Genomic DNA, 12,820 nt, shown 5'->3' on the forward strand with positions numbered 1-12,820 from the left:
GTGACAGATGCCCCCAGCAGGACCAGGATCGCCGTCGCCAGCCTCGTCGGCACGGCGATCGAGTTCTACGACTTCTACATCTACGGCACCGCCGCCGCTCTGGTGCTGAACGCCGCCTTCTTCCCCGAGCTGGACGAGACGGCGGGCAACCTGGCGGCGTTCTCGACGTTCGCGGTGGCGTTCCTGTCGCGGCCGCTGGGCTCGGCGGTGTTCGGGCACTGGGGTGACCGGATCGGGCGCAAGTCGATGCTGGTCGTCTCGCTCCTGCTCATGGGGTTGTCCACGGTGGCGATCGGGCTGCTGCCGGGGTACGCGGCGATCGGGGTGGCGGCGCCGGTGCTGCTGGTGCTGCTCAGGTTCACGCAGGGCATCGGGCTGGGCGGGGAGTGGGGCGGGGCCGCGCTGCTGGCCACTGAGCACGCGCCGCCGGGCAGGCGCGGGCTGTATGCGATGTTCCCGCAGCTCGGGCCGGCGGTCGGGTTCATCGCCGCCAACGGGCTCTTCCTCATCCTGGGCGCGACGCTCACGGACGCGCAGTTCGGGAGCTGGGGGTGGCGGCTGCCGTTCGTGGCGAGCCTGCTGCTGGTGCTCGTCGGGCTGTACGTGCGGGTCAGGATCGCCGAGACGCCGGTCTTCCGGCAGGCCATGGACCAGCGCAGGATCGCCCGCGTGCCGTTCGCGGGGCTCATCCGGCACCAGTGGCGGCGGGTGCTGCTCGGCGCCGGTGCGATGACCGTGACGTACACGCTCTTCTACACCGCCACGACCTACTGCCTCGCGTACGGCACCGCCACCCTCGGCATCCCCAAGACCACGATGCTCGCGCTGACCATGATCGGCGTCGTCTTCATGGGCGCGGGCACCGTCGTGTCCGCCCTGGTCTCCGACCGCCTGGGCCGGCGCCGTACGCTCATGGCCGGTACGGCGGTCGCGATCGGGTGGGGCCTGGTGATGTTCCCGCTGATGGAGACCGGGTCGGTGCTGCCGGCCGGTGTCTCGCTGGCCGGGGCGCTCGGGATCATGGGGCTCATCTTCGGGCCGATGGGGGCGTACCTGCCGGAGTTGTTCCATACCGAGTACCGCTACAGCGGGGCCTCGGTCGCCTACAGCCTCGGCGGGGTGCTGGGCGGGGCCGTACCTCCGCTCGTCGCGACCGCGCTGCAGGGCGGCGGGTTCGGCACGATGGCGGTCGGCGGCTACGTCAGCGCGATGGCCGTGCTCAGCCTCCTGTGCCTGGCCGCGCTGCCGGAGACCGCCGGCGACACGATGTGAACCCGGCAGTCAGGAATTCGCGCGCACAATCGCGGTCACCCCTGCCCGTTTAGGGGTGTGCCCGTCCCCGTGCCGCGTAGCAGGCTCGCAGTTCAGAAGGCCCGATCCGGAGCAGTCACTCAGCAGGTGAATCCCCGGTGAACGACCATGAACGGAGACCCCCATGATCAGGCGCATCCTCCTCGTACCGGCCCTGTTATCCGTCCTGGCCACCCCTGCTCAGGCACAGACCGCCGCCACGCCGCCGCCGTCGTTGCGCATCCTGCTCACGAACGACGACGGTTACCAGGCTCCGTTCACCCTTCAGCTCCGCCAGGCCCTCGTCGCCGCCGGTCACGAGGTCACGATCGTCGCCCCGGCCGGCGACTCCAGCGGCGTCGGCACCTCGATCAACATCAGGTTCGGCACCACCGTGGAGGCGGCCGAGATGTCGCCCGGGGTGTGGGCGATCGCCGGCAGTCCCGCCGACGCCGTCTCCTTCGGCATCCGCACGGTCTTCGCCGGTGACCCGCCCGACCTGGTCGTCTCCGGCCCCAACCAGGGCGAGAACGTCGCGGCCGCCGTCAACCACTCCGGCACCGTCGGCGCCGCGATCACCGCGCTGGAGGTGGGCGTCCCCTCCGTCGCCCTGAGTACGGCCCGCGCCGGCTCGGCCTTCCCCAGCGCGGGCGCTTCGATCGCCTTCGGCGTCAAGCTCGTCAACCGCCTGGCCACCACCGCGCGCAACGGCCGCCTGCTGCCCGCGTACACCGCCCTGAACGTCAACTACCCGGCGGTCCCGACGGGCGAGGTCAAGATGGCCCGCCTGGGCAGGATGCTACCCATCACCGTCGACTACCTGCCCGCGACCGACGCGTGCCCGCGCTGCTACCGCCTCGCGCCGCTGGCGGCCACCGCCCCCGACCCGGTCCCGGACGCCGACCGCACGCTCCTGTCGGGCGGCGACGTCACCGTCACCCCGCTGACCTCCTCCTGGGAGGCCGGTCCCGTGGTCACCTCGCGCCTGACCGACCGTCTCGACGGCCTCACTCCGTAACGGGAAAAGATCTTGGAAGGAGGTGTCACAACCGCGAGGGCTGTCCCGTCTATGTGGGTGAACAACCACTCAAGAAGGACGTGGACGTCATGAGGAAGCAGATCCTGATCGTCGGCGGCGGATATGTCGGCTTGTACACCGCTCTGGGGTTGCGCAAGCTGGTGCGTACCGGCGAGGCGGAAGTGACGATCGTCGACCCTCGCGGCTACATGACCTACCAGCCGTTCCTGGCCGAGGCGGCCGGTGGCCAGATCGAGCCCAGGCACGTGGTGGCGCCGCTCAACCGGGTGCTGCCCCGCATGAGGGTGCTGACCGGCAAGATCACCAACGTCGACCACAACGAGCGTGTCGCCACCTTCCAGCCCGCCCAGGGCCGCCCCTATGAGATCGCCTACGACATCGTGGTCATGGCCACGGGTTCGATCACCAGAGGGCTGCCGATCAAGGGCCTGGCCGAGCACGCCGTCGGCTTCAAGACGGTCGGCGAGGCCGTCCACCTGCGCAACCACGTGCTCGCCCAGCTGGCCGCCGCCGCCTCGACCGACGACCCCGGCGTGCGCCGCAGGGCGCTGACGTTCGTGGTGGTCGGCGGCGGGTTCGCGGGCGTGGAGGCGCTGGCCGAGATGCAAGGGCTGGCCGACGACGCGCTGCGCTACCACCCGCAGGTCCGGCGCGAGGAGCTCAGCTGGACGCTGGTCGAGGCCACCGGCCGCATCCTGCCCGAGATCCACGAGGACCTCGGCGTCTGGACGGCGAAGGCGCTGCGGGAACGCGGCGTGGACGTGCGCCTCGACACGCGGCTCACCTCGGCGGAGAACGGCGTCGCCACCATGAGCGACGGCACCGCCCTGGACGCCGGCACGATCGTCTGGGCCGCCGGCGGCCGCCCGAACCCGCTCGCCGCCACCAGCGGCCTGCCCGTCGACCGGACCGGCCGGATCCTCGCCACGGAGTACCTGGCCGTGGAGGGCCTGGCCGACGCGTTCGCGGCCGGCGACGGCGCGGCGGTGCCCGACCTCACCAACCCGGGCGCCTTCACCGCGCCCAACGCCCAGCACGCGGTACGGCAGGCCAAGCTCCTCGGCCGCAACATCGTCGCCTACGTCAGGGGCCGCAAGCTGAAGGCCTACAAGCACGCCTACCTCGGCTCGGTCGCCGGACTCGGCCACCACCAGGGCGTCGCCCAGGTCTACCGGCTCAGGCTCACCGGGTTCCTCGGCTGGGTGGCGCACCGGGCGTACCACCTGGCGTGGGTGCCGACCTTCAACCACAAGGCGAAGGTGCTGGCCGACTGGACGCTCGCGATGTTCTTCCGCCGCGAAGCCGTTCAGCTGGGCGGTCTTGAGCACCCGGAGAAGGACTTCCACGAGGCCCTGGCCACCCAGGCCCAGGTGGACCGGGCGGCGTGAGCGCTAACCGGTGTAGCCGGGGAACAACAGGGACAGTTCACGCGGGTAGGTCGCGATCAGGCGCAGTTCGTCGTCGGTGAGCGGCCTGCCCGTCATCGCGTTGCAGAGCTGCACCACCCGGAACGCCAGGTCCTCCTCGGCCACCTCGGCACCGAGCCCCTCCATGACGTGCCGGAACCCGGCCTTGCCGCCGTACTCGCCGGTCAGCACGACCCGCCCGTCCCGCGCGTGCCAGTCCGCGGGGAAGGGACCGAGCGACGCCTCGTCGTAGAGCTCGTAGTTGCCGTGATCCTTGAGCGCGCCGTCCGCGTGGATGCCGCTCTCGTGCGCGAACGCGTTACGCCCCACCCCCACCTGGTTGTACGGCAGCGCCTGCCCGAAGGCGTAGGCCGCCCACAACCCGAACCTCCTGGCCCACGACAGATCGAGCTCGTCGCCGATCTCCGCCTTCTCCAGCCCGAACCCGTGCCGGAACGCCAGGATCGTCGAGAGCAGGTCGGCGTTTCCCGAACGTTCGCCGATGCCGTTCACGCACGTGTTGATCCACGCGTCCTGCCCCGCCTCCAGATCCCCGAGCGCGCCGGAGACGGAGTTGGCCACGGCCATCCCGAGGTCGTTGTGGCAGTGGGTCTCGACGGGCATGCCGGTGGCGCCGGCCAGGCGGGCGAACCGCTCGCGGATCCGGCCGGGGGTGTCGCCGCCGATCGTGTCGCAGTACCGCACCCGATCCGCCCCGGCCTCCTTCGCCGCCAGCGCGAACTCCAGCAGGAACCCGTCGTCGGTGCGCGAGCCGTCCTCTGCGTTGACCCCGACGGTCTCGGCCCCGGCGCTCTTGGCCGCACGCACGGCCGCCGTCATCTCCCGGATGATCGCCTCCCGGTCGAGGCGCCCCTGGAACTTGTTCTGGATCATGTAGTCCGAGGTGGAGATGGACAGGTTGTAGTGCGTCAGCCCGAGCGGCGCCGCCTTCTCCACGTCCTGCGCGACTCCCCGGCACCAGCCCGACAGCCGCAGCGCCCCGAACGCGCCGGCCTGCGCGAGCGCCACCTGCGCCCGCACATAGGGCACCTCGTGGAACAGAAAGGGGAACCCGATCTCCGACTGCGCCACCCCGAGCTTGCCCAGGTAGAAGTTGACCATGGTCTTGCCGAACTTCGACAGGCCCGTGCGCGCGGTCTGCACGCCGTCCCGGTTGGTGACGTCGAGGAAATGAACCTTTGGCATGTCCTCAACGTTGACACGCTCCCTCAACATGGATCAATATTGATTTTCATCAACATTGAGGGGGTTCGGCCATGGACTGGATAGACGCCGCCACAGCGGCCGACCGCCTCGGCGTCAAGCCCGCGACGCTCTACGCGTATGTCAGCAGGGGCGTCCTGAAGCGCCGGCATGACGGCAGGCGCAGCATGTTCGACGCCGCCGAGGTCGAGCAACTGGCCCGCCGCGGCCGTCCCCGCGGCCAGCCGCCGGAACTGGTGATCGAGTCCTCCATCACCGCCCTGGGCCTGGACCGCCCGTACTACCGAGGCCACGACGCCCTTTCCCTGGCCCGCACCCACCCCTTCGAATCGGTAGCCGAACTCCTCTGGACCGACTCCCCAGGTACGTGGCCCGCCGACCCGTCCGCCTCACGGGGCGGCCGGGACCTCCACGAAGCAGCGGACCCGGGGGGCGAGGCGCTTTCGCGAGGTGCGGGGGCGTACCCGGTTGGGCGGGTCGTGAGTCTGAGCGAGTCGGCCGGGCGGGGCGTTGCGCAGGGTGAGGCGGCGGCGGAGCCTGGTGGGTTTTGGGCAGGAGAGGCGGGGGCGTTGCGGGCGGCGGTGGCCGCTCAGCGGGGTCTGCCGGTCGAGCTTCTGCCGCTGGACCGGCTGCAGGTGATCGTCACCGTGCTCGGCGCCTCGGACAGCCTGCGGCACCAGCTCGACCCCGCCTCCGTGGCGGCCACCGGACGCCGCCTCATCTCCGGCCTGGTCGACGCGCTACCCCTGGTAGGGGAGGGCACGACGGGGACGATCGCTGAGCGGTTGTGGCCACGGCTGACCGCCCGCGAACCCGCCCCCGCCCTCGTGGACGCCCTGCGCGCGGCCATGGTCCTGCTCGCCGACCACGAACTGGCCGCCTCCACCCTGGCCGCCCGGGTCGCCGCCTCAGCGAAGGCCGACCCGTACGCGGTGGTTCTCACCGGGCTGGGCGTTCTGGGCGGTCCGCTCCACGGCGGCGCCTCCTACGGGGCCGAACGCATGCTGGCCGAGGTCACCGACCCCGGCCTGGCGCCGCGCGTGATCGGCGAGCGGGTACGGCGGGGCGAACGCATCCCCGGCTTCGGCCACAGCGTGTACAAGAACGGCGACGCCAGAGGCGCGGCCCTCCTGGACCTGGTGGAATCCGCCGCCCCCGGCCACGACCGGGTGGCCGCCGCCCGAGCCATCCTGTCCGAGACCCGCCGCCGACGCCTCCCGGAACACAACATCGACATGGCCTTGGCCACGCTGGCGGCGGTGGCGGGCATGGTCCCCGGGGCGGGGGAGGCGGTGTTCGCGATCGCGAGAACGGCGGGCTGGCTGGCCCACGCGATGGAGGAGTACGGCAAGGGCACCCTCCTCCGCCTCCGAGCCTCCTACACCGGCCCACCCCCAATCCCCCCAACCCAACCCACCTGAAGACCCGGCCAACCACACTAAACGCGCTGATCCCGCCTGACGTGATGGCGCGGAAACTTCCCGAACGCGCCGATAGGGGCCGGTAGGGGAAACCCGCCGCAACCTTTCGAACACGTGCCGATCGGGCCCATGCAGCGCCCCGACGGAGACCGCCCGGGTTCGCGGAAAGCTCCGGGCGATCAGAGCAGCGCGCCGATCCGGGGCATGTCACACCAGGGGTCCGGCCAAGGGGGCGTCGTGGCGGTGGGGTGTTGTCCGACGTGAGAAGCGCCCGACGATCGGCGCCCGCCGACGTCGGCGGGAGGCGTGGGGGCGGCTTGCCGTAACGGATGGTGGTGGTCGCACGCGCGGTGAGAGCCGGACGCGCGGACCCGATAGAGGTGCGGCGAGTGGTTAGTGCGGGCGTGGGGGTGAAGGCGCGAGAAGGCCGATGAATCGCGATCAATATCCCCGGGTGCGGCGGGAGGCGGGGCGGATGCGGCGGGCCAGGTCGCGGCCGCGGAAGGCGCGGAGGATCTCCGCGCCCATGATGACGCCCGCGCCGATCCCCAGCGCGATCGACAGCGCCTCGATCAGGTGCAGCGTCCCCCGCGACAACTCGCCCAGGCTCATCTCCAGCATCCCCTTGTACAGCACCGACCCCGGCAGCAACGGCCCGATGGCCGGGATCACGAACACCATCGACGGCACCTTCACCCGGCGCGCGAACGCCGTCCCCAGCAGTCCGATCACCGCCGCCGCCACCGTCGTGGCCACCACCGCGGACAGTCCCCGCCACGTCAGGAACACGAACGTCACCCAGATCAGCAACCCGCCCAACGCTCCCTGCACCAGGTACCGCGGCGGCACGAGCAACGCGACCGCGAACGTCAGGCTCACCCCGAACGCCCCCAGCAACTGCGGCGTGTCCAGCGACAGCGGCGCCGTCGGGACGTTGTCCACGCTGATCGGCACCCCGAGCTGCAGCGCGAACGCCAGCACCGAGCTGATGCCCGAGATCACCGCCGCCACGATGAACACGACCTCGGTGAGCCGGGCGGTCGCCGTGACGTACTCGCCGGCGATGCCGTCCTGCACGCACGCCACCAGCGGCCGCCCCGGCAGCAGCGCGATCACCGCGCCGACGACGACCGCCGACGACTGCACCGGCACCTCGCCCCAGATCAGCAGCACCGCGATGAACGCGCCGAAGCTGGCCGCGACCGCGAGCTGGAAGAACTCCGCCACCCCGCGCCGCCCCAGCCACGCGCCCGCCCGGTCGCCGAGGATCGTGGCCGCGAACGCCGCCGCCGCGACGATCGGCCCGCCGCCGATCAGCACCGCCGCCGACGCCGAGATGAGCGCGAGCGAGCAGACCACCGCCCATTCCGGGTACACCTTGACCCGCCGGGTGATCTCCCGCAGCCGTCCCTCCGTCTCGGCCAGCGACAACCCCTCGGACGTGATCTCGCCGACCAGCACGTGGACGGCGATGAGCCGGTCGTAGTCGGGCTGGCGGCGGCGTACCCTGCGCTCGGCCGTGGCGGCGGCGCGGCCGTCCTCGGGCACGTGCGACAACGTGATCGCCGACAGGTTGACGTCGGCCTCCACGTTGCGCAGGCCGTAGGACTCCAGGATCCTGCGCATGGCGCCGCCGACGTTCTCGGTCGCCTCGCCGCTGCCGAGCAGCAGCTCGCCGACGCGGAGCGCCAGAGCCATGGCCCGATGCCCGTCGGCATCGGAGGCGGTGTACGTCATCGGACTCGGACGCTAGCCGCCCGCCACGCCACCGCCCCGCCGCCACACCGTGGGGCCGCCGGATCTTTATGAGGCGGGCCGCTCCACGTAGGAGGCGAGCGCGCGCACGCGTTCCGCGTGCTGGTCGTGCCCGATGATCACCGGCGGTTCGTTGTACGGCATGGCGTCCGACGACCGCCGCAGCTTGATGTACTGCCCGCACGCGTCGATCGCATAAGGCTCCATGTCATCCTGAAGCGCGCCGATCACCGTGATCCCGTACGTCTCGCCGATCCGCCGGAACAGCGCCACCGCCTCCCGCCGGTGTTCCTTGCCCAGGTTGCGGCCGAGCTCGTCGAGCACCAGGCACAGGTGCCCGCCCCCGGAGGAGGCGATCGCCGCCGCGCACACCAGCTTGACCGCCTTCTCGTCCATGAGCGCGGTGTTGGCCCGCCGGTTGTACGGCACGAACCCCTGCCCGTCGCCCCGCCGCCACTTCGGCGTGACCCGCCACTGCCAGCGCTGCTCCGGGTCGGCGGGTGGCGGCGGCACCGGGAACTCCAGCGTCGCCCCGTAACCGCCGTAGCCGGTGTCGAGCTTGTCGAACTCCTCCGCCACCCGCGTCAGCCGCGCCTTGATCGCCGCCGTCAGCGCCGCCCGGTGCACGGCCGTCGACTGCGCCGCCTCCTCCGCGCCCTTGTCGGCCGCGGCCAGGTCGCGCTGCCGGGAGTCGACCTGCGCCTCGATCTGGCGGCGCTGGTGCTTCTCGTACTCCTCCTGCCCGCGCAGGTAGGAGGCCAGCGCGCCGCACACCGCGGCGAACGTCGCCTGCTCGCGCGCCGTGCTGCCCGCCCGTTCGGCCAGCAGGAAGGCCAGCTCCTCCGGGACCTCGGCGTCCTCCTCCGGGAACGTGTCCCGCTGCGCCTGGTCGAAGTGGCGCTCGGCCATCCGCCACCACTCGTCGGCGCCGCGCGGGCGCTCCTCCTCCGGCAGCGCCTCGATCCACTCGCGCGCGCCGTCGGCGGTGCCGCCCCAGTCGGCGGCCAGCGCGCCGAGTTTCAGCGCCTCGCGGTCGGCGGCCACCCGCCGGTCCTGCTCGTTCGCCTGGTCGCGCTCGCCCTCGTGCCGCTGCCTGCGCCCCTCCATCCGCTCGATCTCCATGTCGCGGGTGCGCGCGCGGAAGTCGAGCGATCCGGCCAGCCGCTCGGTCTCGGCCACCTTCGGCGTGACCTCCTCTACCGCCGCCGTGAGCTCGGCCAGCTTGGCGCGCCGTTCGGCCAGCCGCGCCTCGATCTCGGCCAGCCGCACCGCCGCCCTGGCGCCTTCGAGTCGCCGCTGCGCCTGCGCCACCGACCCCTCGGCATCGTGTACGGCCTGCGTCGCCGACTCCTGCGTGTCCTTGGCCCGGTTGAGCCGATGCTCGGCGGCCTTGATCCGCGCCTCGCGCCCGGTGGCGACCCCGTCGAAGGCGCCGACCACGCTCACCCCGGCCGAGGAGACCAGCACCGACCCCGGCAGCCCCGCCAGCGCGGCGGCCGCGGCCTCCAGCCGGTCGGCGTCCACGATCACCGCGTGCTCGTTCGGCCACCCGCGCAACCCGGCCAGAACCAGCCCCTCAGGCCCCGGGTCGTGGGCGTGGTCGCGCGCCTGCTCGGCGACGTCGAGGGCGTCGAGCAGGCCGGTGGCGTCGAGACCGGCGGCCGACAGGGCGTTGAGCTGGGCCGCCGCCGGGCCGCCTTCGGCATCGTCCAGCGCCGCCTGGGCGGAGGCGACCTCGCGGTCGGCGACGCCCAGGCCCTTCAGCGCCTCGTTCAGCCGCAGTCTGGCCTCGCCCACCTCCCGCTCGGCGGCCGGAACGTCCCTGCCGTCGGCGAAGCGCCGCGTCTCCTCCAGCGCCGGGATCTGACCGCGCAGCTCGTCGGCGGAGTTGGCGGCCACCGCCCGGTCGGTGTCGAGCTTGGCCGCCCTGGCCTGCAGCGCGGCCAGCTCCTTGCGCGCCTCGCTCATCTTCCTGTCGAGCGTGTCGTCCTTGAGCGTCGCGATCTCCGCCTTGACCATCGAGATGGCTGCTATGGCCTTCTCGGCCGCCTCCTGGTGCCGGGCCGACTCCGCCGCCAGCAGTTCGTCCTTGGCCGCGGCGTCGGCCAGCTTCCTGGCCTGGCGGCCCCGCCAGCAGCGCAGCGCCTCCGCGAGCCGTACCCGGGCCTGGTCCCTGCGGTCGAACGTGGTCAGCAACGCCTTCGACTCGGCCTCGAACTCGGCCAGCCGTTCGCCCGCCTGGGCCGCGCGCACCCGCTTGGCGTGCTCGTCGCGCCGGGCCTCGCGCTCCTGCTCCAGCTCGGTGTCCAGGCCGGTGAGGGCGGCGATCGCCTCGAAGACGCGCTCGGGGGTGATCTCGTTGAGCGGCTGCGACAGCAGGTTCGTCGCGACCTTGCTCCGCACCGACGTCGACAGGAACGACACACAGCGCACCCGGTCGCCGTAAAGGACCTTGGTGAGGTCGCGGGCCACCACGTCGCGGCGTCCGGCCGACTTCGGCAGCGCGTTCCACATGTCGTCGGCCCTGGCCACCCGCTCCGCCTCGGACGCGGCCGCGGCCAGGTGCACCCCTTCCCGCCAGCGGACCTCCAGGTGCGGCGCCTCCTGGTTGACCCGCAGCCACACCGTCACCGCGCCCCCGGTCGGCACCTGGAACAGTTCCCCGGTCTCCATCTCCGCCGAGATCAGCTCACCCGAGACGCCCTCGTCGTCGCTGACGGCAGGCGCGCCGGGGTCGAGCGCGGCGAGATCGGCGTCGGCCCCGGGCGGGCCGAAGACGCCGACGATGTAGCCGTGGTCGGCGCTGGCCCACTGCTTGCCGCCCGCCCCGCTGGCCAGCTCGGCATTGAACAGCAGCTCCGACACCGCCTTCGCCCCCGAGGCGAACCGCCACTGCTCATCGCCGAGCAACGCCGTGATCGAGGCGATGAACGAAGACTTGCCCGCCCCGTTGGAATCCTTCGGCCCGGCCCCCGCCACCACGATCAGCGTCCCCGGCACGGTCGGCACGGGGTGCGTCGAAAGCCGGGAGATGTTGACCGCCTGCACAGCGATCAGGACCCGGTCCCCGACGACGTTCTCCACCTGCGACACCCTCAACCCCCGAGATTCATCCAACAACCAACCCAACCCACCCACACCCCAACCCACGTGGCGATGCCCGCTCACGCGGCGCTGCCTACCCGCGCGGCGACGCGCATCCGCGTGGCGACGCCCATCCGCGTGGCGGTGTCCGTCCGCGTGGCGATGCCCATCCGCGTGGTGACGCGCATCCGCGTGGCGGCGCGCGTCCGTGTGGCGGGGTTCGCCCGGGTGGTGGCGCGCGTTTGCGGGGCGATGCGCGTTCGCGGTCATGACGCGGACCTTCTTGCCCGTACGGCTCCCGCCAGCGGCGTGTGCGGCCCGGCCGCCAGGATCAGCTCCTCCTGCAGCCGCCGCCTGGCCGACGGCGTGAGCCGGTGGAACTGGGGGCCCGGCACGTACCCGCCCGCCTCCTCACCGGCCTTCACCTGCCCCAGCAGCCCGGCGTGCCGCAACGCGCGCAGCGCCGACTCCAGCTCGCCGATCGGGAGCTGGGTGTGGCGGCGCAGCTCGTCCACCGGCGTCGGGAACGGCGACAGCCACGTGTCCTCGGGCAGTGCCCCCTCCGCGCGCGGGATCGCCACCGAGTGCACCAGCACCAGCGTCAGCACCGCCCGCTCGCTCTCGCCCAGCCCGCCCTCGGCCCGCGCCGCCTCGGCCGCCGTCGTGTCGTCGTAGCCGGAGGTCCAGCGCTCGTGCTGCTGGATGAGGGTACGGCCGCGCCGCCCCAGCATCTCGCCCAGCGTGTGCCGCATGGCGGGGTCGCGCAACGCGGCGAACCTGGCCTCCTGGACCGGTTCCGCCGCATGCTCCAGCACCATGTAGGCGCCGACCAGCTCGGCCCTGCGTCGTTCGTCATAGCTGGACAGCAGGTCGTCGAACTCGGCCTCCCCGCCCTCGACCACCCCGCCCGGCTCGGCGGCGGGCATTCCGGCCACCAGGTCCTCGTCGGCGACCACGGTCAGCTCGTCGCGCTCCGGCTCGGGCAGCCTGCGGACGAGCTCCTTGAGCTGGGCGAACGACTCGACCGGCCAGAGGGCGCAGCGGGGTCCCAGACGTACCACGCCGTCGGAAAGGACGATCCACGAGGAGTCGTGCAGGCGGCGCAGCGCGCCGACGGCCCAGTTGCGCATCAGGTCGTCGGAACGTCCGATCAGCGCCCGGTAGGTGTCGAGCACCTGCTCGGCCGGGGCCGCGACGCCTGGCCACGGGTCGGCGGCCAGGTCGTTCCAGCAGCACTTCAGGCAGGCCGCCAGCACGCGGCGCGCCTCACCGGCCCGCTCGACCGGCATCGGCGCCACCTGATGCTCCTCCAGCAGGGACGGCGTCGCCCCGTCCGGCCAGACGGGCACCGCCAGCCCGGTGGTGTCGTGGTGCGTCAGCCGCACCATGCCCACCGGCGCCGGAGCCCCGGCCCCGAGCCGCAGCGGCCCACCAGAGCGAGCCCGCACATGCGCCACCGCCGCGGACCCGCCACTCACGCGCCCTGCCGCCGCTTGCCGTGCGCCGCTCGTGGGCGCTGCCTCCGGCTGCGGCGCCTCGCTCGCCTGCCCCGCCTTGGCCTGCGGGTTGGCGCTCACGGGCCCTGCTCCGGTCGAAGGTGT

The 12,820-nt window shown here is 72.6% G+C and carries 8 protein-coding genes; 4 read left to right on the forward strand and 4 right to left on the reverse strand.

Going from position 1 to position 12,820, the window contains the following annotated elements:
• The 3 genes from ACFWYW_RS08300 (at position 1) to ACFWYW_RS08310 (ending at position 3,717) form a co-directional block, all read left to right on the forward strand.
• A complete protein-coding gene (locus ACFWYW_RS08300; RefSeq protein WP_379613518.1) occupies positions 1 to 1,272 on the forward strand; it encodes an MFS transporter in 1,272 nt (423 codons plus the stop codon).
• Positions 1,273 to 1,435: 163 nt separating this feature from the next.
• Entirely contained in the window at positions 1,436 to 2,308 is an 873-nt protein-coding gene (surE, locus tag ACFWYW_RS08305) for a 5'/3'-nucleotidase SurE (protein ID WP_379613516.1), read from the forward strand.
• 89 nt (positions 2,309 to 2,397) lie between these two features.
• On the forward strand, positions 2,398 to 3,717 hold the full coding sequence (locus ACFWYW_RS08310; RefSeq protein ID WP_379613514.1) for an NAD(P)/FAD-dependent oxidoreductase: 1,320 nt from the start codon (positions 2,398 to 2,400) through the stop codon (positions 3,715 to 3,717).
• A gap of 3 nt (positions 3,718 to 3,720) precedes the next feature.
• Here ACFWYW_RS08310 and ACFWYW_RS08315 read toward each other — a convergent pair whose 3' ends face one another.
• Positions 3,721 to 4,941: a LeuA family protein gene (locus ACFWYW_RS08315; protein WP_379613513.1), complete on the reverse strand. Its 1,221-nt coding sequence runs from the start codon at positions 4,939 to 4,941 to the stop codon at positions 3,721 to 3,723.
• Positions 4,942 to 5,012: 71 nt separating this feature from the next.
• Here ACFWYW_RS08315 and ACFWYW_RS08320 point away from each other — a divergent pair, with 71 nt between their 5' ends.
• Positions 5,013 to 6,380, forward strand: a complete 1,368-nt coding sequence (locus tag ACFWYW_RS08320; protein WP_379613511.1) for a citrate synthase — start codon at positions 5,013 to 5,015, stop codon at positions 6,378 to 6,380.
• 441 nt (positions 6,381 to 6,821) lie between these two features.
• Here the strand turns inward: ACFWYW_RS08320 and ACFWYW_RS08325 are convergent, their stop codons facing one another.
• The 3 genes from ACFWYW_RS08325 to ACFWYW_RS08335 form a co-directional block, all read right to left on the reverse strand.
• The gene (locus ACFWYW_RS08325; protein ID WP_379613509.1) at positions 6,822 to 8,117 is read right to left on the reverse strand and encodes a threonine/serine exporter ThrE family protein; all 1,296 of its coding nucleotides are present in this window, start codon (positions 8,115 to 8,117) and stop codon (positions 6,822 to 6,824) included.
• 66 nt (positions 8,118 to 8,183) lie between these two features.
• Positions 8,184 to 11,219, reverse strand: a complete 3,036-nt coding sequence (locus ACFWYW_RS08330; RefSeq protein WP_379613507.1) for a chromosome partitioning protein ParA — start codon at positions 11,217 to 11,219, stop codon at positions 8,184 to 8,186.
• Between the two features lie 266 nt (positions 11,220 to 11,485).
• Entirely contained in the window at positions 11,486 to 12,796 is a 1,311-nt protein-coding gene (locus tag ACFWYW_RS08335) for a hypothetical protein (RefSeq protein WP_379613505.1), read from the reverse strand.
• Positions 12,797 to 12,820 lie beyond the last annotated feature (24 nt).

This window comes from Nonomuraea sp. NPDC059023 (assembly GCF_042740095.1).
Lineage (GTDB): Bacteria > Actinomycetota > Actinomycetes > Streptosporangiales > Streptosporangiaceae > Nonomuraea.

What these genes read in the sequence shown, in the direction of transcription:
- surE (WP_379613516.1), top strand. Translation starts at nt 1,436, where the DNA reads ATGATCAGGCGCATCCTCCTCGTACCGGCCCTGTTATCCGTCCTGGCC.
- ACFWYW_RS08310 (WP_379613514.1), top strand. Translation starts at nt 2,398, where the DNA reads ATGAGGAAGCAGATCCTGATCGTCGGCGGCGGATATGTCGGCTTGTAC.
- ACFWYW_RS08315 (WP_379613513.1), bottom strand. Translation starts at nt 4,941, where the DNA reads ATGCCAAAGGTTCATTTCCTCGACGTCACCAACCGGGACGGCGTGCAG.
- ACFWYW_RS08320 (WP_379613511.1), top strand. Translation starts at nt 5,013, where the DNA reads ATGGACTGGATAGACGCCGCCACAGCGGCCGACCGCCTCGGCGTCAAG.
- ACFWYW_RS08325 (WP_379613509.1), bottom strand. Translation starts at nt 8,117, where the DNA reads ATGACGTACACCGCCTCCGATGCCGACGGGCATCGGGCCATGGCTCTG.